This window comes from Sphingomonas sp. PSPC2-2 (assembly GCF_049897725.1).
Lineage (GTDB): Bacteria > Pseudomonadota > Alphaproteobacteria > Sphingomonadales > Sphingomonadaceae > Sphingomonas.
Window position 1 is genome coordinate 107222 of sequence record NZ_JAFCWU010000002.1, and the last position, 23871, is coordinate 131092.

Here is a 23871-nt window from a genome sequence, read left to right on the forward strand (position 1 = left end):
CGCTGCCAGGAGCCAACGATATCGCGATGGAAGGCGTTACGCTCAAAAGCCGCGCAATCGTGTTCGCGATGTGCTCCGGGGCGGTCGCTTTTATCCTTGCGCTCGCCGCGACATCGTCGGGCGGCGTCGAAATCAGCAACATCTCGCGTGCGCTGATCCCGGCGATCGTTTGTGCGGTGATGTGCTGGGCGTCGACCGAGCGCAGCATTGCCGGGACGGCGTCGGCGATCGACGCTGCGATCGCGCGTCTGGCGCAGGCGGCGCAGGGCGATCTCAGCGACCAGATCCCCCCCGAAATCGCGACGAACGTGCCCCAGCTCGCTACCGCGATGCATGGCTTGTTCGCGCAGTTGAACGCCAATCTCGATAGCGTCCAGCGGCTGGCGATGTTCGATCCCGTGACCGGGCTTGCCAATCGCACCAACTTTCGCCGGGCGTGCGAGCGGCTGTTGTCGACGATGCCGACGGGCGCGGGCGGCGCGCTGTTCTTCATCGATCTGGACCGCTTCAAGGCGGTCAACGATACGATGGGCCATGCCTGTGGCGACATGCTGCTGGGGATGGTTGCCAACCGCCTGCGCGCGGTCGCCGACAGCGTCACGCTGCCCGAGGCCGGGCCGGCCCCGCTGATCGGCCGGCTGGCGGGCGACGAGTTCACGATGTTCTTCGCGCAGGTCGATTCGGCGGACGCGGCCCGGATCGGGCGTGCGGTCCTGTTCGCGCTGGCCGAGCCGTTCGATCTGGCGGGCACCGATATCGCGATCGGCGCGTCGATCGGCATTGCGCTGCGCCCCGACCATGGCGAAACGCTGACCGACCTGATGCGCGCCGCCGATGCCGCGATGTATCACGCAAAAAGCAGCGGCCGCGGCCGCGCCGAGCACTTCTCGGCCGAGCTGGCCGCGCAGATCAGCGAACGCGCCGGGCTCGAAAGCGCGCTGCGCGACGCGATCGACCGCGATGAGTTCGCGCTCGTCTTTCAACCGCAGCTCCGCGTCGGATCGGGGCAGATCGTCGCGGCGGAGGCGCTGTTGCGCTGGCGGCACCCGCAGGAGGGGTTGCGCCTGCCCGGCACCTTCCTACCGCGCGCCGAGGAAACCGGGCTGATCGTCGAGATCGGCGACTGGGTCGTGCACAGCGTCGCCGAGACGATCGCGCGCTGGAGCCGGATGGGGATCGAACACCGCCTCGCCGTCAACGTGTCGCCGCGTCAGCTCGACCATGCCAGCTTCTTCCGCCGCCTGCGTGCCGCGATGCACCGCGTCGATGCACCCGCGCGGCTGCTCGAACTCGAAATCACCGAGACACTCGCGATGCACTGCAGCGACGAAGTGCTCGAGGCGATCGCGCTGCTGCGCGCCGATGGCGCGACCATCGCGATCGACGATTTCGGCACCGGCTATTCCAGCCTGCCGCGCCTGCGCGCGCTCCCGCTCGACCGGATCAAGCTCGACCGCAGCCTGATCGAACATATCGCCGCGGACGCCGATGCACGCATCATCGCACAGGCGGTGATCGGGCTGATCCACGGCCTTGGCTGCCAGGCGGTCGGCGAGGGGGTCGAGACGCAGGCGCAGGCCGATATCCTGCGTATCATCGGCTGCGACGTGATCCAGGGCTATGCCATCGCCCAACCGATGAACGAAGCCGCCTTTCTCGCCTGGAGCAAGGGCGAAGTGCGCTGGGCGGCGGTCGGCTGAACCGCGCACCCGCGCAACGACCGCACGCTGTCCTACAATAACCATATCGGTTAAATACGCGGACATGCAGAACCTCGTCCCCACCGCTCGCCCGGTGCTCGCGTTCGAGCCCGTTCCCCGCAAATATCGCTATGACGGCTGGACGCCCGAGCGGCAGCACGGCTTCATTGCCGCGCTCGCCGAAACCGGATCGGTCACCGCCGCCGCCCGGCGCATCAACATGAGCGCGGAGGGGGCCTATTACCTCCGCCGACAACCGGGGGCAGACGGCTTCCGCGCCGCGTGGCTCGCCGCGCTCGATCACGGGGTGCAGCGCCTGGTCGATGTCGCGATCGAACGCGCGATCGAGGGCGTGCCCGTCCCGGTCTTCCACAAGGGCGAGCAGGTCGGCGAACGCCGCTGGTATAATGACCGGCTGACGATGTTCATCCTGCGCCACCATCTGACCGATCGCTATGGCGGGCCCGGCCTCGCCCCTGGCACGCGCAACCGCGCGACGATCGAGCGCGAGGCCGCCGAGAATTGCCCGGTGTGCAAGGCGCGCAACCCGGCCTCCATGTCCGAGGCGGACCGCGCGCGCGCCGGTGCCGAGCGCCATGACGATTTCATGCGGCACTATACCAATAAGGTTAAAGCCGAGCGCCAGGCGCGCTTGCGCGGCGACATCGTCGGTGCCGATTTCGCTCTGCGCCAGTTGACCGAAATCGAGTTCATCTTCTGCGTGATCGACCGGCCCGACGCGATCGTCGCGTTCTGGAACGACATGTTCCTGCATCTCGATGATCCCGACCCGGCGGCAGGCACCGAGGATTCCTTCGCGGCGCGGCGCGCCTTGCTCAAACAGGCGCGCGAGGCGGTGTGGGCGCAGGACGCCATGCTGCGTCCCGCGCCGATGACGCGGCGCGGCCTGTCGAGCGCCATTGCCAGCGGCGCGACGCTCGACGCGCGCAGGACAGCCCGAAAGGAAGCCTGCACCCAAATGGCCGCCGCCCAGGCGCAATGGGAAGCCGCCGCGACCGAGGATGGCTGGCGGGCTTGGTGTGCGCGGGAGGGGTAGCATTCGTCTCGGTCCGCCATGCCGGCCGAGGGGACTCAGGCCGTGAAACTCTCCATTTCATAGCGATAGCGCCGATCTTCTTTGTAGAGGATCACGCGTCCCGGGAAAACGGTGGTGCGCCACCCTACGGGAAGCGCTTTCATGATTTTGATGAGGAGCGTTCGGGTCGTGTCGTCGTCGGTGACCTCAATGATCTCAGCATTTCGCTGATCGATATGCCCCTTTCGGTAGCTGATATACTTGTCATCAGTTCCGGGCTTCAGATCTGTCTCGTAGCGCAGATCATAAGGCAAATGCTGCTTCAGAGCGATTAGTAGCAGGAGCGGCAAATAGCGACCCGGCCGGACCAGATGAAGCGGACGGTCGATGTTGATTGGGTAAGAAATATCGAAATCGGCGGGTTGCTGACCTTCTCGATTGTGTCCGGGGTCATTCGAACCAAAACCGCTGTCATTCCAAGCGAGCGCTTTGCCGTCGGCTTTTCGCATAGCATCGATGAGAATTGCCTCGACGTCGAAGTTCGAAAAGACGAGAATCCGGATGGCCTTAAACGCGATTTTCGAAGGGTCGAGATTGCGCCGATTTTGGATCGTAAAGGCATGTCGGTTCAGTCGATCGCGAAAGCCGTGACGCGTGTCCGTCTTGCCCGCATAAACGGGATAGCCGTCGACGAACAAGACATACGCACCTTTGGCACCCTCGGGTATGCTATTAACCGCAGCCGCAGTGAGGGGTGCCAGATCGATCGCCGCGATGACTTCTGGAAGCTCTGTGCGTAACACCTTCTCTATGTCGATTTCGTACTCGACATAGCCCTTGTGTTCGGGGTCGATTATCGTTGCAGCTGCGGTTTGCGATTCGGTCACGCCGCCATTGGCAGCTTCGAGCGGGTCTTCGTCAAGATGTGCGCTGTCCAACGACCCACAGCCTCTGCAAGCTCGCATGGAACGGCATTACCGAGTTGTCGCATGCTTTCACTCCAACTGCGCGGGAATTCGTAGTCATCCGGCAGGCCTTGAAGACGAGCCGCCTCCCGCGTGCTGAAATACCGTACTCCCCCATCTGGAAGTACCATCATGTTTTCCCCGCCGGGCACCCCGTGGTCTCCGGCTTTAAGTGCCTTGGCAGGTTGGTCGAGCAAGCTGCCCGTATGCCCCTTATAAATCTTGGCGCCGGGTTGAAATACGTGATTGTTCATACCGTTGGGTTCGCCCAAGCCCGTCAGCTTATCCCGCACCGTGACCCAGCGTTTGGCGTTCGGCTCTATACCGTTTTTCCGTAAACGGTGTACCGCCCCGGCATCGATCGCTTCGTAGGAATCGAGGGATCGTTTTATCTTATGCTGCTTCCAATACTCGCCCGTTACAAACTGATCCCATAGCAGTCGGTCGCGCGAATGACTTGGGTCAAGCACCGGAATCTCGCCATTGACTACATCCGAACGGAAACCGGCGATCACAACGCGGTGCCGCTTTTGCGCTGCGCCATAGTCGGCCGCATTCAACTGGACGACCCGAACCTGGTAATGAAGGTCGGTGGTCGGCTTGGTCAGCCGTTGCACGATAGAGTTCAGATAGCTCGCAAACTTCGGTCGCGCGATGCCACGCACGTTTTCAAACAGAAAGCTGCTAGGGCGGATTTCGCGAACTGCGCGAATTGCCTGCGGCCACATGTCACGGTGATCGTCGTCGCCACGATGTTTCCCGCCGATGCTAAAGGGCTGGCATGGCGGGCCGCCCGCGACCAGATCGGCCCCTGCATAACTCCGCCAATCAATCTCCCGCACGTCTTTGCGAACAATCGGCCAATGCTTGACGTGTTCAACGCCCTTCGACCGATTGTGAAGGACAGTTTCGACGGCATCACGGTTCCATTCAACCATGAGCTTGTGGCAAAAGCCCGCTTGGGCAAGGCCGAATCCCAAGCCCCCGCAACCGGTGAACAGTTCAACGCTGTGCACGAGCCCAAACCCCTTTCCTGATCGATCCTATCCAACCTGGCGCGATATCGATCGCATTCTGCTCCAGCGTCAGCAAATCCAAATTCCTTTGCCGCGCCAATTTCTAACCGGCCTTGCATGGCCAATTTTTGGCACATGTTCGGCCTATGTTCTACCGAAAATAATGCCAAAACGGATCGATTTTTCGATTGGGCTAATTCGATTGGGCTAAAATGCGCGACCTCCCAGCCAACGCTACCCCTCATCCCCCATCCGCAGCGCCGCAATAAACGCCTCCTGCGGGATGCTCACGCTCCCATATTCGCGCATCTTGAGCTTGCCCTTCTTTTGCTTGTCGAGCAGCTTGCGCTTGCGGCTGGCGTCGCCGCCATAGCATTTCGCGGTCACGTCCTTGCGCATCGCGCTGATCGTCTCGCGCGCGATCACCTTGCCGCCGATCGCGGCCTGGATCGGGATCTTGAACAAATGGCGCGGGATCAGGTCCTTCAAGCGCTCGACCATGCCGCGCCCGCGCACCTCGGCGGTGCCGCGGTGGACGATCATCGACAGCGCGTCGACCGGCTCTTCGTTGACGAGGATGCTCATCTTGACGAGGTCGCCCTCGCGCTTGCCGATCTGGGTGTAATCGAAGCTGGCATAGCCCTTGGAGAGCGACTTCAGCCGGTCGTAGAAATCGAACACGACTTCGTTGAGCGGCAGCTCATAGGTCGCCTGTGCGCGGCCGCCGACATAGGTCAGGTCCTTCTGGATGCCGCGACGGTCCTGGCAGAGTTTCAGCACGCTGCCGAGATATTCGTCGGGGACATAGATCACCGCCTGGATCCACGGCTCGGAAATGCTTTCGATTTTGTTGGGATCGGGCATGTCGGCGGGGTTGTGCAGCTCGATCGTGCCGCCGCCATGCGTCAGCTCGAGTTCGTACACCACCGACGGTGCGGTGGTGATGAGGTCGAGGTCGTACTCGCGCGTGAGGCGCTCCTGGATGATTTCGAGGTGGAGGAGCCCGAGGAAGCCGCAGCGGAAGCCGAAGCCGAGCGCGGCGCTGGTTTCCATCTCGAACGAGAAGCTCGCGTCGTTGAGGCGCAGCTTGCTGATGCTTTCGCGCAGTTTCTCGAAATCGTTCGCGTCGACCGGGAACAGGCCGCAGAACACCACCGGCTGGACTTCCTTGAAACCCGGCAGTGCCTCGGCGGCGGGGCGCTTGGCGTCGGTGATGGTGTCGCCGACGCGGGTCTGCGCGACTTCCTTGATCTGTGCGGTGATGAAGCCGATTTCGCCGGGGCCGAGATCGGTCAGTTGCTCGATCTTGGGGCGGAAGCAGCCGACGCGGTCGACCAGATGGAGCGTGCCCGCCTGCATGAACTTGATCTGCTGGCCTTTTTTCAGCACGCCCGCCATCACGCGCACCAGGATGACGACGCCGAGATAGGGGTCGTACCAGCTATCGACCAGCATGGCTTTGAGCGGCGCATCGGCATCGCCCTTGGGCGGCGGGATGCGGGTGACGATCGCTTCGAGGACTTCGGCGATGCCGATCCCGGCCTTGGCGCTGGTCAGCACCGCCTGGCTCGCGTCGAGGCCGATCACTTCCTCGATCTCGGCCTTGACCTTGTCGGGGTCGGCGGCGGGGAGATCGATCTTGTTGATGACGGGCACGATCTCATGATCATGCTCGATCGACTGATAGACGTTGGCGAGCGTCTGCGCCTCGACGCCTTGCGCGGCATCGACCACCAGCAGCGCGCCTTCGCACGCGGCGAGGCTGCGGCTCACTTCATAGGCGAAGTCGACATGGCCCGGCGTGTCCATCAGGTTGAGGACGTATTCGATGCCGTCCTTGGCGGTGTAGCGCAGGCGCACGGTCTGCGCCTTGATGGTGATCCCACGTTCCTTCTCAATGTCCATATTATCAAGGACTTGTTCGGACATTTCGCGGTCGCTGAGGCCGCCGGTCGCCTGAATCAGGCGATCGGCAAGCGTCGACTTGCCATGATCGATATGGGCGATGATGCTGAAATTGCGGATGGTCTGAAGAGGGGTCACGAATTCGCCCGGTTGTGTGCTGGAAACAGAAGAGGGGGCCATAGCATCGCCTGCACGCCTGCACAAAGCCCGTCATCATCGCGGTCATCTCTATGCCGCCTGACGCAAATCGGATATCGAGCCAGCGTAACGACTCTAAGCGGGGGCAGGGTATGTCGAAAATCGTGACCGGGATGGCGATGGCAGCGATCATCGGGAGCATGCCGATGCAGGTCGCCGCGCAGCGACTGGCCAAGCCCTCGGGCACCCAGAAGCTGCAAGAAGCGACGATGAACGACGTGCCGCATTGCGCGCGCAAGCATGGCACGATCTCGATCGTCGACGGCGACGATTCGCGCGGCTGGACGCAATACAACCTCGCGCCGCCGCAGAAGCTGCTCAAGGTGCTGGTACAGCGTTCGGGCTGCTTCAACATCGTCGATCGCGGCAGCGGCTTGCAGGCAGCACAGCGCGAGCGCGATATCGGCGGCGATCTCGGGCTGCAGCGCGGTTCCAATGTCGGCCAGGGCCAGATCAAGGCCGCCGACTATGTCCTCCAGGCCGAAGTGCAGGGTGCCAATAGCAACGCTAGCGGCAGTGGTGTCGCAGCCGGGCTCGGCGGTCTGATCGGCGGACCGATCGGCGGAATCGTCGGCGGCGTGCGCAGCCGGAAGATGGAAGCCAATGTCGTGCTGTCGATCACCAATGTGCGCACCACCGAAACGCTGGCGACCGAGGACGGCTATGCCGCCAAGAACAGCCTCAGCTTCGGCGGCGGTGGCGGCGTATTCGGCGGCGTCGCAGGCGGCGGGGTGATCGGCGGCGGCTATGACAATACCGATATCGGCCGGATCGTAACGCTGGCGTTCATCCAGGCCTATGCGAAGCTGGTCAACGATCTCGGCTACGTGACGCCGGGTGACACCGGCACGGCCGAAGCCGCGCCTGCCAAGACCTTCACCGCGCAAGGCCCGCTGGCCTTGCGCTCGGCGGCCAGCGCGACCGGCCGTGTGCTGCGCACCTTGCCCGCCGGTGCGATCGTCTACCCGACCGGCAACAAGAATGGCCTGTGGTGGGAAGTCGCCGACGAGAATGACAATGTCGGCTGGGTGCTCAACACCAAGCTCGCGCCGTCGCGCTAACGGGCGGGCTGGCGGCGGCCGGGGCGGCGGGCTAGGGTGAGGGATCGTTTTAGGAGACGTCGCCATGAAGTTTGCCATCCCGTTTGTCGCCGCCAGCCTCGCGCTTGGCTTTGCTACCCCTGCCATGGCCGCGCTGAAGGTTGGCGATACCGCACCGAATTTCACCACCGAAGCCGCGCTTGGCGGCAAGACGCATAGCTTTACGCTGGCGACCGCGCTCAAGAAGGGGCCGGTGGTGCTGTATTTCTTCCCCGCCGCCTTCACCTCGGGCTGCACCGCGGAGGCGCATGCCTTTGCCGAGGCGGCGGCCGATTTCGAGAAGCAGGGTGCCACGCTGATCGGCCTGACGGCGGGTAATGCCGAGCGAATCAAGGAATTCTCATCGGTCGAATGCCGCGACAAATTCCCGGTCGGGCTCGCCACGCCTGCAACGATCTCGGGCTATGACGTCGCGCTGCCGCAAAAGGCCGGCTGGACCAACCGCACCTCCTATGTGATCGGCACCAACGGCAAGATCGCTTACGTGCTGTCCGAGATGAAGCCCGAGGGGCACATCACCGGGACCTTGGCGGCAGTGAAGGCGCTCAAAGCGAAGAAGGGCTGAGCGAGGCGGGATTGGGAGTGGCGGGGTGCCCCCCGACCGAGGCGAGCGCAGCGAGCGCCGCCGCGAGACGGTCGGGGCCGCGCCCGCCCACAAGCACATAGGCCAGGCCGCGCCGCTCCAGCTCGGCACGTGACAGGTCGAAGAAGCGCTGCCGCTCCGCCGTACTGCCGAACAGGCGCGTACCATCGTCGATCCACGGTAAGTCGATGTCGAGCAGCAGGTACAGGTCGGCGGTGTTGTGCCACGCGTCGAACCACGGGTCGCGGGTGCCGAACAGCATGTCGGCCCACACCGCCGTCATCAGCGGATCTGTATCGAGGAATAAAGGGTCAGCACCGGTAGCGCGCGCGGCCTGTGTCATCGCATCGTGCGTTTGGGCAATCTCGACCAGATCGGCCATGGTGAAATCGGTGCCGTGCTGTTCGGCGAAGGTGCGGCCATATTCGGGGACGAACACCGTCGCATAATGCGCGGCAAGCTGTTCGATCAGCGTCGATTTGCCCGTGCTTTCGGGCCCGTGCAGGCAAATCACGGTCATGCGGGGGCGGTCCGTCGCGCGACCCGCTGCCAGTCGAACAGACCCCAGATCGCCAGTGCCAGGAAGATCGCGTAGAGCAGCATCGTCAGCCACAATCCCTTGGCGGCATAGAGGCCGACCGAGCCGATATCGACTGCGATCCACAGCCACCAGCTTTCGACCACACGGCGCGATTGCAAAATCTGCGCGGCGACGCTCATCGCAGCAAGCGTCGCATCGGCCCAGGGGAAGGAGGCGTCGGTGAAGCGGTGCATTGCATATCCCCACAGCGCCGCTGCGGCCAGACACCCGATCGTCCAGGTCAATCGAGCGCGGTTCGTCAAAAGCCCGACCGTCACTTCACCCGCAGCCGCGCGGGCGCGGGACCAGTTCCACCAGCCATAGATTTGCACGACGAAGAAAAACACCTGCAGCAAAGCATCGCTGTAGAGTCGTGTATGGAGAAAGATGACCGCGTAGAGAGTGACCATCGCGAGGCCGAAGACATAGTTCCAGATGCTGCGCAAAACGACCAGCGTGACATTGGCCAGTCCGAGCAGGAACGCGACAATTTCGAGAGCGGTCATGGCGCGGAGCGGTAGCAGTGGGAGATGCCACGCGTCGAGCATGGATGCGCAAAGGGCCGCCCGGTCACCCGAACGGCCCGCTGGCTTAACGCGATATCCCGCTCAGAAGGCGATCTTGACCGTCGCGCGGTAGCTTTGGTTGGAGATGTCGGTCCGACCGGCTGTCGTATCCGCCCCGATGGACAGCGTGACGTCCTTGGTCGCGTAGGACAGGCCGCCGCCGATCTCGCCCCAGTCTTTGTCTTGCGCAGCCAGTGCGAAGGATGCGTTGGGGCCAACGCCGCCGACGAAATTCGCACCGAAGGCGCTCGGCTGGTCGCGGAACGCATGCACATAATAAGCGGACAGATAGGGCTTGAGGATCTTGCCGCCGCTCAGGTTGACACCGCCCAATGCCTGAACGCTGTTCGAGGGTAGCGGCGCGATCCGCAGCGCGGTGCCCCCGCCGGTCTCATTCGTACCCGCCCAGTCGATCTGCCCTGCGCGCAGTGCGGCGCGCGGCGTGATCTTCAGGCCGCCCCCGACGCTTATGTCATATCCCAGCCCGAGCTGCGTCGAATAGGTCAGCGAGCTTTCGTGCCCACGCAGCGTGAAGGGCGTTCCGACCAGGGAAACGCTGCGGCGCGTTGCCGTATCGAGGAAGCCCAGGCTCGCCTGAACATCGAACGTGAGCGGCCCTGCAAGCGCGATTTTGCCATAGGCGCTGGTCTGGAACAGGTCCGCCCGGGCATATTGGCCGCCGGTCGTGGAGCCGCTCGCGTTGGTGTAGGAGAAGGACATGCCGACGGCGGTACGGCTGTCGAGTTCGCCTTCGATGCCGCCGACGACGTAGAACCCGTCAAAGGTGTCGCGCGCGCCGAGCGGAACGGCGGTGGGCATTGGGCGGCTGTTGCCGTTGAGATAGCCTGCCGCGATGTAACCGTTGACGGTTTCGGGCAGCTTGCCCGGGCGCAGCGCCGTATCGTTTGCAGCGAGGGCAGCGCCACTGGCGACGACATCTCCCGACGCGCGGCTCGCCGCGAAGACGAGCGGATTGCCGATGATCGCGAGCGTCCCGTCAAGGTCGCCATGATCGAGATTGGCCAAGCGGGTGGCGGTGAACCGCTGCATATTGTCCACCGCGAGCGTGCCGAGCGCGCGCTTCAGCGTCTGCTCGCGCGGGGCAAGGCTGTCGAGCGTACCTTGGATCGTGGCCGCGTTCTGCAGATCGAGCGGGCCATAAACACCGGCATAGGTGTTGTAGATGCTGCGGTTCTGGTCGAGCAATTGCGCATAAGCGCGCTGCACCGGCGAACTGCCAACGACGTTTGCATACAATCCAGCGTCGATCGCCACCTGCACCGCATTGGCGGAATAGATGAAGCGCGGGGTGAGGATCGCGCTGAGCGCGGTCGGGGCCGCATAGGTGCCGGTCACGCCGCCTTGCGCGGTCAGGATCGTATAGACATCGCCATAGCGAATCGTGTGGCCCGCGACGGGCGCGAAGCCAACGATGCCGCCAACGCTCGCAGCACCTGTGACCGCGAGTTTATCGGAGGTATTTGCCGGTCCAAGGTCGATGAACTGCACCGTTCCCGAGGACAGGATCAAATTGCCGCCGAAGGTGATGGTGCCAATGGTACCGGCCGTGCCGGGCATGATCATGCCGCTCACGCTGGTGAAGAACGGCGCGTTGAAGCGCCCCGCACCGGTGATACCGCCGGTCAGCAACAGATAGTCGCCAACCGAGGTGACCGTGCCGTTATTGGTGACGAGACCCTGCAATTGATTGATGTTGATCAGGCTGGTCAACGAAGCGCCGCTGTTGACGGTCAGTTTGGCGGCAGTGCCATTGAGCGTTAGGCGGTCGATCGTCACGGCCGATCCGAGCGTGGTGGTGCCGGCCGCGGCCAACGTCACGTCGAAATAGCGTGCGTTGATCTGATTCACCGAGTCGGGATTGATATTGTTCGGCACGAAGTTGGTTGCCCCGGGCAAGCCATTGGCGAGCGTCGCGGCGGGGAGGGCGGTCGAGCTGGCGGTGGTGCCGGGAACTGGGTTGGTGACCGCGACGCCGTGGTCATAATAGACGCCGGTCTTCACGTCATAGCAGACGTCATAGGCGAAATTGGGTTCCTGATCGCAGATCTGGCCGAATTTGCCCGATGTACCGGTGGTGCCCTGACCTGCCGTGGTGGGCACGCCGTTGACCAGCGCGCCGTTGACGATGACGTTATAGGCGGGGTCGAGGTTGGTCACCCAATGCGTTGGGTCGGTCCAATTGCCGTCGCCCGCAAGCGTGCTGACGTAGCGATAGGGATTGGCGGCCGCGATATAGTCCCAATACAGATAAAGCGGCTGGTAGAAGGCGCTGGTGCCGTAGCTGCCGGACGGCTGCGCACTGAAATAGCGCGTCCCGCCCGAGAGCACTGCGATCACCAGTTGCTTGGCATAAGTGCGGTCGAGGATCAGCGGACCGCCCGAATCGCCGGGTCCGGTAATCCCTTCTCCAGACAGGGCGTTATCCTTGAAGATATTGAAGTCGAAACCGTTGGTGCGGCTGTTCGGTGCTCCGCTGCTGTCGAAGTCGATCTGATAGAGATTCTGGGGGCGACCCCGTGGCGCGATGCCGAACAGGCCGATATCGATATCGTCGAGCGACCCGAGCAAGCCCAAATAATTCTCTGCCAAGCGCCGCCGATAGTCGACGCCGACCGAAGCGCCGCTGGTCGCGGTCCCGGTATTGCCATAGCCGGCGATGGCCACGTGATAGCCGGTGCCGGTCGTGTCGCTGATCGAGGTGGGGGCGGGCAGTGCAGAGAATAGCAGCGCCCAGGTCGGCACATTCGCTGCGGGCGTATCGAGCGAAGCGACGGCGACGTCTGCCTGCAGGAAGTTGTTTGCCAGCCCCAGATCAAGCGAGTGCGCGTTATATTGCACCTGATTGACGTTATAGAGATAGTCCGTGATCGAGGTCAGATACTTGGCACCGCCCGCGGTGCCATTGAGCCAGTGCCCGAAAGCCGAATTGCCCGCGAGATTGTTGTTCGTCTGAAAGCCGAACGCGATCGGCAACTGGCCAGTACCGGTGCCGTAACCCCAGGGGTTCATAGCCGTGCCCGTCGGGCTCTCATTGACGCAGTGCGCCGCGAAAATGACGGTGCGCGGGTTGATCAGCGTGCCGGTGCACAGGCCGATAAAGCCGTTCTTCTGATCGATGATCATCTGCCCGATGCCGGTGACGTTGGTCGGGTCGCGGTCGGTCACCGATGTGCCGGGCGGCGCGATGACAATGCTGGGATCCGAAACGGGCGGCACCGCGATATTGGTCTGCGGTTCAAGAACGTAGCTCGCAGGGCCGACACCCACCGGTGTGTCGTTGAGCGTAGCGGCCTGCGTCGCGCCAGCGGCGACAAGCGACCAAGTTGCGGCGGACGCGAGAAGGACTGCTCGCGCAGCAGGCGCACGTTTACCAAGCTCGACCATGATAGACTCCCCCGTTTGGCGCTGCCCCTGCCGCGCCGTATTGGGAGGGAGGCTAAATACCCGTTATCAAAAGCTCAAGGCGTGGAAGGCCCGTAACGGGCGCATTTTGTAATATTTCAAGATAATTACAGCGTGTTGCGCTAATGCAACATTGATCGAGTTTATGGGGCACGCCACGATCGATTGTACCTGCCTGGACGGCAATTTTCAGCCGGCGGCGGATCATCATGACATCGGGGAATATGGGGGGACGCCAGGGCAGCCTTCAACGGCAAGTGCCCGCTTCGTTCCAGCAATGGTCGGGGCGATAGGATTCGAACCTACGACCCCTGGACCCCGAGACCAGTGCGCTACCAGACTGCGCCACGCCCCGACACATTGCAGGGCGCAGCGCGTAGCCGCAGGGCGCGGCGGTAGCAAGTCAAAAAAATGCCACGCAGGCGGATCGCGCGTCTGCCGCGGCTCAAAGGAGCACGGCGAGCATCTCGTCGATCGTCGCGAATTTCTCACGGGGGGCACCCTGACGCGCGCGCGCGACCTCCGCCGCCTCGATCTTTTGCCAATCGCGGAAGGTCACGATCTCGACACCGCGCTGTGCGAGCAATTCATCAAGATCGATGCGCCCGCGCTTGCCACTGTCGGCCGGAATGTCCGCAGCGATGAGCTCTGCGATGGCGAAACCGTCGGGGCGGTTGGTGCCGATCGTGCCAGTTGGACCGCGACGGGCCCATCCGACCGCGTAAAGCCCCGGCGCGATCCGTCCCTCGACATTGGCGAAGCGCCCGAGCTTCTCGTCATATGGCACCCCGGCGATCGGCGGCGTGCGATAGCCGATACAGCTGACGACCAGGCCAGCGGGGACCGCATAGGTGTCGCCGGTGTCGCGCACGTTCCCAAGATCATCGATCATGGTGCGGGCGACGATAACCCGTTCCGCGACACCGGTGCCCTCGATACGAAGTGGACGGGCGAAAAAATCGAAGACGATGTGGACCGGCTTGTCGTCCTTCCGCTCGGCAAAAGCCCTCAGGTGAGCGATCGATTTCCGCAGGCCCGGGTCCAGCGCCGCGTCGCTTTCGGGCGAGGGAAGGTCGGAGGGATCCACAACAGGGAGCGCCCGCGAAAGATGGGCAAGCTCGCCGAGCTCCTTCGGGGTCATCGCGATCTGCTGCGGTCCGCGCCTCGAGAGCACGGTGATCGTGGCCAATTCTGTCTCGCGCAATCGTCCAAGCGCGTGGGCGGCGATGTCCGATCCGGCAAACTCGTCCTCGGCTTTTGCGAGAATGCGAGCAACGTCGAGCGCGACATTGCCGGCCCCGATGACCACCGCATCGCCGCGGGTGAGCGGCGGATCGAGGTCGGCAAAGTCGGGATGGCCGTTGTACCAGCCGACAAAGGCGGCCGATCCGATGACGCCGGGCAGGCCGTCGCCCGGTACGCCGAGCGGCTTATCCGCCGGTGCCCCGGTGGCGAGGATGACGGCATCGTAACGATCGAGCAATTCGCCAATGGAGACGTCGCTTCCCACCGTGACGTTGCCGACAAACCGCACCGTGTCGCTCAACGCGACCGTTTCATAGCGTCGGGCCACGCCTTTGATCGATTGATGGTCGGGGGCAACGCCGCTGCGGATCAAACCATAGGGTACCGGCAAACGATCGATGATATCGACGCGTGCAGCATCGCCGAACGTCTTTTGACAGCCTTCCGCGCTATAATAACCCGCAGGGCCTGAGCCGATGATCGCAATGTGGCGCATTGGGGCTCTCCTATGGGGGATATCCTAGCGTGGGGTTCGCTGACGGCAAGGTGCGCCGGCACTCTAGCCTTTGGACCGAAGATAACGATAGAGTTACGAATGACATGAATGTCATGTTGGCGTCGCGTTTAGGCCATGCGAAGGGGCCGATGCGATCATGACGATTTTACCCGAGGACAGGAATTCCATGAGCAGTGCCCCCGTTTTCTACGATGCCTCGGGGCGCCGTCGGCGGCGTTTCGCGGTGGCGGTGACGGCGTTTGTGCTGTTGATCGTGGTGGCGATTGCCGCGCTCGGGGTTTCTATCGGGGCTGTGCCGCGCGCGCCCTTGTTGCCGGTCGAGGCCGAGCACGCCGCGTTGACCAAGCTGCCGCCGCCGCATGAGCCGCTGCTGAAGCGCGCGCGGCATGATTTGAACGACTATGCCCGGCTGCTCGGCGCGCGTCCGCGCGGGGTTGGGGTCGATCAGCCATTGGCGATCGCGTTTCATGCGCCTTGGGACGAGTCCTCGGCGGCATCCCTCCGTCGCAATATCGCTGAGCTTGACTGGCTGATTCCGGGCTGGGTTTCGGTCACTGGCGCGGATCATAAGGTCACTGTGTTTCGGGATGTTGCGGGGCGGGAGATCATCAACCGGTCGCCACATCGCCCCCTGATCTTGCCGATGATCCAGAATGCGGTGAACGGCAATTGGGATCCGCGCGGCATGGAGGCGTTGTTGCGGGCACCGGCGCAACGCAAGGCGTTGCTGGACAAGCTCGAACCCTGGCTGGCGGCCAACCATGCGGGCGGCGCGTTTTTCGATTTCGAAGAGCTTACGCCCAGGGGGCAGGCCGACTTTCGCACGTTCCTGGCCGAGGCGCGGGCGCGTTTTATCAAGCACAGCTGGGTGATCGCGATCGCTGTGCCGATCGGCGAAGCCGATGGGCAGAATGGCTGGAATATGCAGGCATTCGCCCCCGTGGTCGATCGTATCTTCCTGATGGCCTATGACGAGCATGAAGTCGGCGGCGCAGCAGGGCCAATTGCGTCGCAAGCGTGGTTTGAACAGTCTGTCGCAAGAGCGGCGCATGGCCTGCCGCGCAGCAAGGTCGTCGTCGCGATCGGCAGCTATGCCTATAACTGGCACGATCATACCGGGGAGCCGCTCGCGATCGACGAAGCGTGGGAAACCGCGCGGGAATCGAGCGCAATGCCCGTGTTCGACAGGGCCAGCGGCAATACCGGCTTTGCCTATCAGGAAAACGGCAGTCGTCACGAGGTGTGGATGCTGGATGCGGCCTCGGCCTACAACCAGTTGCGCTTTCTGGCGCGATCGGGGCTGGACGGGGTCGCGGTCTGGCGCTTGGGATCGGAGGATCCCGGACTCTGGTCGATCTTCGGCCGCTCGCACCGAACCTTGCCCCCTGCGTCCGTCATCGAGAAAATCCCCGCCGGGACCGACGTCGACATTGATGGCAGCGGTGAGATCCTGAAGATCGCAGGTGTGCCCGTGCAGGGCGTGCGGCGCGTCCAGACCAACAAGGACGGCGCGATCACGAATGTCGTGTTCGAAACCTTACCCTCGCCCTACATCGTCGCGCGCACCGGGTATAAGCCGGGGCTTGTCGCGCTGACCTTCGACGACGGGCCCGACCCGACCTGGACCCCCAAGGTGCTCGACATCCTGAAAGAAAAGAAGGTACCCGGTACCTTCTTCATCGTCGGCGAAAACGCGCTAACCCAGCGGCCGTTGCTCGAACGCATGGTCCGCGAAGGCCATGAAATCGGCAGCCACACCTATACGCATCCCAATCTGGCGGGTGCCTCGCTTGCCGAGACGACCTTTCAGCTCAACACCACGCAGCGCCTGTTCCAGGCGTTTACCGGGCATTCGCTCCGCCTGTTCCGCGCACCGTATTTTGGCGACGCCGAGCCAACCACCGCCGACGAAATCGATCCGGCGCTGCAGGCGCAGGATCGGGGGTATATCTCGGTCGGGCTGCACGTCGATCCGGGTGATTGGAAGCGCCCGGGCGTCCAGAATATCATCGATTCGACGGTGGCGCAGGTAACCGACCCCACGGCCAAGTGCGACCCCACCAATCCCGAGCCGCAGTGCAGCCGCAACATCGTGCTGCTCCACGACGCCGGTGGAGATCGTTCTCAGACGGTTGAGGCGCTGCCGCAGATCATCGATCAGTTGCGCGCCAGGGGGTACACCTTCGTGCCCGTGTCGACGTTGGCCGGCATCCCGCGCGATGTGGTGATGCCGAAGCTGTCCGCGAGTGATCAAGCAGCCGCGGCGACCGATCTGTTCATCTTCAGCGCGCTCGGCGCGATCGTCATCGGGCTAGGGTGGATCTTCTTTCTTGCCATTACGATCGGTATCGCGCGCGCGGTGATCCTCTCGGCGCTGGCGCTGATTCAGGCCCGACGCGAGAGCCGGACGATCTTCCCCGAGATCGACCCGACGCGTTTCGTTACCGTGATGATCCCTGCGTTCAACGAGGAATTGGTGATCGAGCGCGCGGTGCGCGGTGTGCTCGCCTCGACCGATGTGCGCGTCGAAGTCATCGTGATCGATGATGGATCGAGCGATGAGACCAGCGAGGTCGTCGCGTCGGCGTTTGCGCAAGACCCGCGCGTGAAGCTGTTAACGCTCGAAAATGGCGGGAAGGCGCGGGCGCTCAACCACGCCCTCGCGCTGGCAACGGGCGAGATCGTAATCGCGCTCGACGCCGATACCCAGTTCGAGCCAACCACGATCGCCCGGCTCGCGCGCTGGTTCGCCGACCCAAAGATCGGCGCGGTGGCGGGCAATGCCAAGGTTGGCAACCGCGTGAACCTGCTGACCAAATTCCAGGCGGTCGAATATATCACTGCGCAGAATCTCGAGCGTCGGGCGCTGGCGCGGCTTGATGCGATGACGGTGGTGCCAGGCGCGGTCGGTGCATGGCGGCTTGCCGCGATCCAGCAGGTCGGCGGCTATCCCGATGACACGCTGGCTGAGGATCAGGATCTCACCATCGCGATCCAGCGGGCGGGCTGGAAGGTGACCTATGACCAATATGCCATCGCCTGGACCGAATCGCCCGAGACGGTGAAGGGGCTGGCCAAGCAACGCTTCCGCTGGGCGTTCGGCACGCTGCAATGCCTGTGGAAGCACGGCATCATCATCGCGACGGGCAAGCCGCGCGGGCTTGCCCGGGTCGGCTTGCCGCAGGCGATCCTGTTCCAGATCGTGTTCGCCGCGATTTCGCCGATCATCGATCTGGCGCTGATCGTCAGCTTCGTGACGACGTATCTGGCCGTGCAGGCGCATGGCTGGGCGCAGACCCAGCACGATGTCGAGAAGATGCTGATCTACTGGCTGGTGTTCACTGCGATCGATCTGCTCGCGGCGACCGTGGCGTTCGCGCTGGAGCGGCGGGAGAATTGGCGGTTGCTGTGGCTGCTGATCCCGCAGCGCATCGGCTATCGCCAGATCATGTATTACGTCGTGATCAAGGCCATTGCGCAGGCCTTGCGCGGCCCGCGCGTCGGCTGGGGCAAATTGGTGCGCACCGGGCGCGTGCAGGCGGGGTAGCGCGCGGGCGGGAGGGTTTTGCTATATGCGCGTCGATATAGCTATCGTATGGACGGGCCATGAAACGCCTCCTGCTCCTGTTGCTATTTCTGACCGGGATTGCCCCCGCGGTGGCGAGACCTCAGTCGCAAGGACCGTTGGTGCTGGCCGCAGCCAGCCTGCAGGAGGCAATGACTGCAGCGGGGCACGCCTGGGCGGCGCAGGGCCATGCCGAACCCGTGCTGTCCTTCGCCGCCTCCTCGGCGCTCGCGCGCCAGATCACGGCTGGCGCACCTGCCGACCTGTTCGTTTCGGCGGACCAGGCATGGATGGATGATGTCGCAGCCAAGGGGCTGCTGGTGCAGGGCACCCGCGCGCCCTTTCTCGGCAATCGGCTGGTGATCGTCGCGGCCGTGGGCAACCCGGTGAAGGTGCCGCTGGCCCCGGCAGCGCTCGCGCGGCTGCTGGCGGCAGGGCCGCTGGCGATGGCGGACCCCGACAGCGTGCCGGCCGGGCGCTACGGCAAGGCCGCGCTCACCGCGCTTGGCGTGTGGGCGCAGGTGCAACCGCATGTCGTCTCCGGGGACAGCGTACGCGCCGCGCTGGCGCTGGTCGAGCGTGGGGCGGCACCGCTCGGCATTGTTTACGCGACCGATGCGCGTGCCTCGTCCGCCGTCCGGATCGCAGGCGTGTTCCCGCCGCGCAGTTATCCGCCGATCACCTATCCGCTGGCGCGCCTGAAAAGCTCGACGAACCGCGAGGCGGAGGGGTTCCGCCGCTTTCTGCTGTCGCGCAGCGGCCGGGCGATCTTCGCGCGCTTCGGCTTCAGCGCGCGGTAATGCTCACCTCAGAGGAATGGGGCATCGTCCTGCTGTCGTTGCAGGTCGGCGCGGTGGCGATGGCGGCGACGCTGCCGGTGGCCTTTACGCTGGCCTGGATACTGGCGCGGGTGCGCTTTCCGGGCAAGGTGCTGCTTGATGCAGCGGTGCATTTGCCGCTGGTGGTGCCGCCGGTGGTGACGGGCTGGGTGCTGTTGCTGGCCTTTGCCCCGCGCGGGGTGATCGGCGCACCGCTCGAGGCGCTGTTCGGGGTGTCGGTGCTGTTCCGCTGGACCGGGGCGGCGATTGCGGCGGCGGTGATGGCGCTGCCGCTGACGGTGCGCGCGATGCGGCTGTCGATCGAGGCGGTCGATCAGCGGTTGGAGAGCGCCGCGCGCACGCTGGGGGCCGGGAGGGCGCGTGTATTCTGGACGATCACGCTGCCGCTGAGTGTGCCCGGCATCCTTGCGGGCGCAGTGCTGGGCTTTGCACGCTCGATCGGCGAGTTTGGCGCGACGATCACCTTCGTCTCCAACGTGCCCGGGCAGACGCGGACTTTGCCGCTGGCGATCTACAGCGCGCTGCAGCAGCCGGGCGGTGAGGCGATGGCGTGGCGGCTATCGTGGATATCGGTCGCGCTGTCACTGGCGGCTTTGGTCGCGTCGGAAGTGCTGGCGCGGCGGATGGGGTCGGGGCACCATGTCCTTTGATGTCGCACTGACCAAGCGGATCGGTACGACCGAGATCGCGCTGACGCTGGAACCGGGGCCCAGCGCGGGGCCGGGCGCGACGATCCTGTTTGGCCGGTCGGGCGTGGGCAAGACCAGCGTGCTCAACATGGTGGCGGGGCTGCTGCGCCCCGATGCCGGGCATGTGCGGGTGGGCGGCGAGACGCTGTTCGGGGACGGCGTGGACGTGCTGCCCGAGCGCCGCCGCGCGGGCTATGTCTTTCAGGAACCACGGCTGTTCCCGCATCTGCGCGTGCGCGGGAACTTGCTCTACGGCGCGCCGCGTGGGGCGGAGATAGGCGATCGGCTGGATTTCCTCGGCATCGGCGGCTTGCTCGACCGCTGGCCGCGCACGCTGTCGGGCGGCGAGGCGCGGCGGGTCGCGATCGGGCGGGTGCTGCTCAGCGACCCGCGCTTCCTGCTGCTCGACGAGCCCTTGTCCTCGCTCGACCGACCGCGCCGCGAGGAGGTGATGCAAGCGATCGAACATATGCGCGACGTGCTGCGCCTGCCGATCCTGATGGTGACGCACGACCCGGAAGAGGCCGAGCGGCTGGGCACGCGGGTGGTGCGGATGGGCTGAACGACGGCCTGGTATAGAGGACATAGCCGTCGTGCCCGCACCCCAAAAAAAAGCCGCCGCCCGGGGGTCCGGGCGGCGGCGCTGCCGCATGTAGGGGGAGGGGGGTTACATGCGGAAGGAGATCGAGCCGACGAAAGTGCGACCGTTCTTGTAGAAAGCGGTCGGACGATCGGGCGTCGCATTATACTGCAGATAGGTCGAATCGAGCAGGTTCTGCGCGTTGAACGACAAGGTCACTGCCGGAATGACCTTCACACCCAGCGAGAAATCGAGCTGGCTATACGGTGCCACCATTTCGCGCGAGCCCAGACGGCCGATCGTGCGGAAGTAGGACGAACGATAGTTGTAGCTCAGCCGCGCCTGCAGCGGCCCCTTTTCGAAATAGGGGATCACATTGACGGTGTGATGCGACAGATAGGGTAGGTTGAGCGAAGCACCGGTGGTGTCGACCGACGAGGTCGAGCTGTCCTGATACGAATAGTTCGCCTGCAGGCCGAAACCGCCCCAGATTTCCGCCTGGCCCGCCACCAGCACGCCGTTGACCTTGGCCTTGCCGCCGTTGATCGGCTGGTTGACGCTGTAGCTGGTCAACTTGCCCTGCAGCGAGTTGTAGAACACCGTGTCGGTGCGGGTGTTGATGATGTAGTTCGAGATATCGCGACGGAACAGTTCGAGCGAGACCAACGTGCCAGCGCGCGGATACCATTCCGCCGTCAGTTCGTAATTGGTCGACTCATACGGCTTCAGGTTAGGGTTGCCGCCGCCACCGTCGAGCGTGATGTCGTTGAGCGAGGTCGCTGCTGCCAGATCCTCATAACGCGGACGCGAAATCACGCGAGCAACGGCACCGCGCACGATCACCTGTGGGGTGACCGAATATGCGATATTGAGGCTTGGCAGGAACTTCAGATAATCGCTGGTGGTGCGCGTCGGGACGGGCACCGGTGCGACCGTGTTGCTCAGCGTCGTCGCATAGGTCGAGATGTCGCGGGTATAGACCAGACGACCCCCGATATTGCCGCGCACGCCGCCCTGGTCGAAATTGGCCTGGACGTATGACGCTGCGACGGTTTCCTGCACCTTGGTCGAGGCACCGACCTTGGCGACCAGCGGGCTGTTGATCGCGTTGGCGAGGAGGTCGATCACCGCCTGTTGCGACAGGTTGATATATTTGGTGGCATTGCCCGAGCCACCGCTGCCGTCGAAGGTGCCGTCGGGCGTCGTGGTCGTGGCCACGCCGAGTTGCGCCAGCGTTTTCGAGCTCGTCATATAGGTGTTGACGCCGCGCGCATCGAGCCGGTTGACGTGGTCGGTGATCTTGCTGCCGAGCAGGATCTGCGTGAACGGACCGAAACTGACCGGGATCGTAGCGTCATAACCGCCGAACACGTCGCGGTCGGTGGTGACGCTGTAATCGAGGCCGCCGATCTGCGCGCCGATCAGCTGCGTGCCGTTGACGATAACCGGCTTGCCTTCGATTTGCGCCGGGTTGTTGTTCGGATTGGTGAAGTAATTGGCGGGGTTGGTCAGGTCGCCGACGAAGTTGACGGTCGCGCTGTTGGGGCCAAAGGCATAGCTGAACGGCAGCTTGGTTTGGGTGTTGAACAGATACTCAGGATTGCGACCGCCGACCGCGCGGCTCCATCCGCCCGCGAAGTTGACCTTCGTGCCGCCGCTGCCTTCCCAATCGGCGAAGAAATTGACGTTATTGGTCTTCAGGCTGGTGTGGCGGACGTTGGTATCGAGCTCGGCGCTCTGGCTGGTCGCCGCGCCGAACGAGGCGGCATTGACGACGCCATTCGAGACGTTGGCCGATTGCAGCACGTTACCGGTCCAGGCGACGGGGATGGTGTACATCGACTGGCTGTAATTGTTGTAATTGCCGTCAATGTGCAGCCCGTTGAGGGTCAGCGTCAGGTTCGGTGCCGGGCGATATTGCACGGTGCCCGAAACGGTCTTGCGCTCGCGCGTCTGCTGGAAATAGGCGTAGTTGATGCCGAACGGCGCGACCGCCTTGATCAGGTCTTCCTTGGTACCACCGGTGATCGTCGCATTGGGGTTCTGCAGGATGCCCTGGCCCGCCGCGTCGCGCTTCACGGTGCCGTCCGCGTTCTTCTGGAAGAAGTCCGCGCCGCTCTGATAGCCGAAGAATTCCACGCCCGCGCGCGTGATGGTCTGCTTGTCATAGCCGCCCGCGATCAGGACGCCGAAGGTGTCGTCCTTGTTCTTCCAGCTGTACAGGCCCGAACCGCGGAAATTGCCTTTGCCCGAGCGATCATTGTAGCTGTAGCCGCCCGAGGCGAAGATCGAATTTGCCGGTGTGTCGAGCGGACGGCGCGTGCGTACGATGACGGTGCCGCCAAGGCTGCCCTCTTCGATGCGCGGCTCCGGCGACTTGTACACTTCGAGGCGCTCGACCAGTTCGGGGGCAAGCAGCGAATAGTTGAAGGTGCGGCTGGACGGATCGTTGTCATTGCCGCCCCAATCGGCGGAGGCCAGCGCATGGCCGTCGAGCAGCATGCGGTTGAGCGCGGGATCGGTGCCGAGAATGGCGACCTTCTCGCCTTCGCCAAAGCGGCGATCGATGCTGACGCCGGGGATGTGCGACAGCGATTCCGCGACGTTGCGATCCGGGAACTTGCCGATCGCCTCGGATGTGATCACGTCGACGACGGCATTGGCGTTGCGCTTTACCGAGATGGCGCTGCGCAGGCTCTCGCGGATACCGGTGACGACGATATCGTCATTCGACGCAGTATCGGCCTGCGGCGCGGGGGCCTGTGCGGCCGCCGCTGCATCCGGCGTTGCGGTTTGTGCCATCGCCGGTGCGCTGGCGAGACCGGCAAGGATGCTCGAGGTCAACAAAACGGTATGAAGTCGCATAAATCAGAACCCTCCCCAATACATCGGCCAGGCAGCCCAGGCTGACCCCCGATCCGAAGCCCCGGTCCTGCCCGGAGCCACCCACTTTACCGCATCATGTGGTATCACATTGGTGTCTTTTTGCACCGCTACGGTATGGAAATTTATAACCAATGCATTTGGCAAAAGCTATGCCGAAGTTGCATTTCAATGACAGGAGGCCAAGCCGGAACCGCAGAAACAAGTCGTTATATTTCGGTTAGTTACCGCATGGCGCGCGGACATCGTCAAATTTTGTGGTCCGGCGGTAGATAGAACCTGAAGAGAACCTGTGACCAATAATTGGCCTTAACCAGACCAATTTTGCGCGATTCGCGAAACGTGCTCTGCGTGCGGCGCGCCCGGTCGGGACAGTTTCCGAAGCGACGGGTTAGGCGGGTCGCCTTTCCCACGAAAAAGCCGCCGCCCGGTTGCCCGGACGGCGGCCAATTTCGTCAGATCAGGCGCAAAGCCTGAACCG

At 63.7% G+C, this 23871-nt stretch carries 16 protein-coding genes and 1 tRNA gene; 8 read left to right on the forward strand and 9 right to left on the reverse strand.

The window, feature by feature from the left end; genetic code table 11:
• The first annotated feature begins 26 nt into the window (after nucleotides 1-26).
• Both ACP7BY_RS04820 and ACP7BY_RS04825 read left to right on the forward strand, forming a co-directional pair.
• Complete coding sequence (locus ACP7BY_RS04820) at nucleotides 27-1700, forward strand: putative bifunctional diguanylate cyclase/phosphodiesterase (protein WP_137902512.1); 1674 nt, start codon at nucleotides 27-29, stop codon at nucleotides 1698-1700.
• A 64-nt stretch (nucleotides 1701-1764) separates the two neighbouring features.
• Nucleotides 1765-2757 (forward strand): hypothetical protein, encoded by a 993-nt coding sequence (locus tag ACP7BY_RS04825; protein WP_052192349.1) that lies wholly within the window; start codon nucleotides 1765-1767, stop codon nucleotides 2755-2757.
• Nucleotides 2758-2792: 35 nt separating this feature from the next.
• Here the strand turns inward: ACP7BY_RS04825 and ACP7BY_RS04830 are convergent, their stop codons facing one another.
• The 3 genes from ACP7BY_RS04830 to lepA form a co-directional block, all read right to left on the reverse strand.
• Entirely contained in the window at nucleotides 2793-3674 is an 882-nt protein-coding gene (locus ACP7BY_RS04830; protein WP_137902513.1) for a hypothetical protein, read from the reverse strand.
• A complete protein-coding gene (locus tag ACP7BY_RS04835) occupies nucleotides 3620-4717 on the reverse strand; it encodes a DNA cytosine methyltransferase (RefSeq protein WP_137902514.1) in 1098 nt (365 codons plus the stop codon). Before ACP7BY_RS04835 ends, ACP7BY_RS04830 begins: the two co-directional genes overlap by 55 nt.
• A 234-nt stretch (nucleotides 4718-4951) precedes the next feature.
• A complete protein-coding gene (lepA, locus tag ACP7BY_RS04840; protein WP_249340813.1) occupies nucleotides 4952-6760 on the reverse strand; it encodes a translation elongation factor 4 in 1809 nt (602 codons plus the stop codon).
• A 152-nt stretch (nucleotides 6761-6912) separates the two neighbouring features.
• Here lepA and ACP7BY_RS04845 point away from each other — a divergent pair, with 152 nt between their 5' ends.
• Both ACP7BY_RS04845 and ACP7BY_RS04850 read left to right on the forward strand, forming a co-directional pair.
• On the forward strand, nucleotides 6913-7881 hold the full coding sequence (locus tag ACP7BY_RS04845; RefSeq protein WP_033964995.1) for a CsgG/HfaB family protein: 969 nt from the start codon (nucleotides 6913-6915) through the stop codon (nucleotides 7879-7881).
• A 64-nt stretch (nucleotides 7882-7945) separates the two neighbouring features.
• The gene (locus ACP7BY_RS04850; RefSeq protein ID WP_033964992.1) at nucleotides 7946-8485 is read left to right on the forward strand and encodes a redoxin domain-containing protein; all 540 of its coding nucleotides are present in this window, start codon (nucleotides 7946-7948) and stop codon (nucleotides 8483-8485) included.
• On the opposite strand, the gene ACP7BY_RS04855 is transcribed toward ACP7BY_RS04850, so the two are convergent.
• The 5 genes from ACP7BY_RS04855 to ACP7BY_RS04875 all read right to left on the reverse strand — a co-directional run bounded on the left by ACP7BY_RS04855 (nucleotide 8466) and on the right by ACP7BY_RS04875 (nucleotide 14813).
• On the reverse strand, nucleotides 8466-9023 hold the full coding sequence (locus tag ACP7BY_RS04855; protein ID WP_137902516.1) for an AAA family ATPase: 558 nt from the start codon (nucleotides 9021-9023) through the stop codon (nucleotides 8466-8468). The genes ACP7BY_RS04850 and ACP7BY_RS04855 overlap by 20 nt on opposite strands.
• Nucleotides 9020-9589: a nicotinamide riboside transporter PnuC gene (gene pnuC, locus ACP7BY_RS04860; RefSeq protein ID WP_137902517.1), complete on the reverse strand. Its 570-nt coding sequence runs from the start codon at nucleotides 9587-9589 to the stop codon at nucleotides 9020-9022. Before pnuC ends, ACP7BY_RS04855 begins: the two co-directional genes overlap by 4 nt.
• Nucleotides 9590-9691: 102 nt before the next feature.
• Nucleotides 9692-13054 carry an autotransporter outer membrane beta-barrel domain-containing protein gene (locus ACP7BY_RS04865; RefSeq protein ID WP_249340814.1) on the reverse strand — a complete coding sequence of 1121 codons (3363 nt, stop codon included), beginning with the start codon at nucleotides 13052-13054 and terminating at the stop codon, nucleotides 9692-9694.
• A 296-nt stretch (nucleotides 13055-13350) separates the two neighbouring features.
• Nucleotides 13351-13427: transfer RNA gene (locus tag ACP7BY_RS04870), tRNA-Pro, on the reverse strand.
• Nucleotides 13428-13517: 90 nt separating this feature from the next.
• A complete protein-coding gene (locus tag ACP7BY_RS04875; protein WP_033964991.1) occupies nucleotides 13518-14813 on the reverse strand; it encodes an FAD-dependent oxidoreductase in 1296 nt (431 codons plus the stop codon).
• Between the two features lie 187 nt (nucleotides 14814-15000).
• Between ACP7BY_RS04875 and ACP7BY_RS04880 the strand changes: the two genes are divergently transcribed.
• From ACP7BY_RS04880 to ACP7BY_RS04895, 4 genes are read left to right on the forward strand one after another with little or no spacing between them, the layout of a single operon-like run.
• Nucleotides 15001-18381 carry a glycosyltransferase gene (locus ACP7BY_RS04880; protein WP_137902518.1) on the forward strand — a complete coding sequence of 1127 codons (3381 nt, stop codon included), beginning with the start codon at nucleotides 15001-15003 and terminating at the stop codon, nucleotides 18379-18381.
• 59 nt (nucleotides 18382-18440) lie between these two features.
• Entirely contained in the window at nucleotides 18441-19199 is a 759-nt protein-coding gene (modA, locus tag ACP7BY_RS04885; protein WP_137902519.1) for a molybdate ABC transporter substrate-binding protein, read from the forward strand.
• A complete protein-coding gene (gene modB, locus ACP7BY_RS04890; RefSeq protein WP_033964990.1) occupies nucleotides 19199-19888 on the forward strand; it encodes a molybdate ABC transporter permease subunit in 690 nt (229 codons plus the stop codon). The genes modA and modB overlap by 1 nt, the downstream gene beginning before the upstream one ends.
• Nucleotides 19878-20489, forward strand: a complete 612-nt coding sequence (locus ACP7BY_RS04895; RefSeq protein WP_033964989.1) for an ATP-binding cassette domain-containing protein — start codon at nucleotides 19878-19880, stop codon at nucleotides 20487-20489. The genes modB and ACP7BY_RS04895 overlap by 11 nt, the downstream gene beginning before the upstream one ends.
• Before the next feature lie 105 nt (nucleotides 20490-20594).
• On the opposite strand, the gene ACP7BY_RS04900 is transcribed toward ACP7BY_RS04895, so the two are convergent.
• Nucleotides 20595-23372, reverse strand: a complete 2778-nt coding sequence (locus ACP7BY_RS04900) for a TonB-dependent receptor (protein WP_033963916.1) — start codon at nucleotides 23370-23372, stop codon at nucleotides 20595-20597.
• Nucleotides 23373-23871 lie beyond the last annotated feature (499 nt).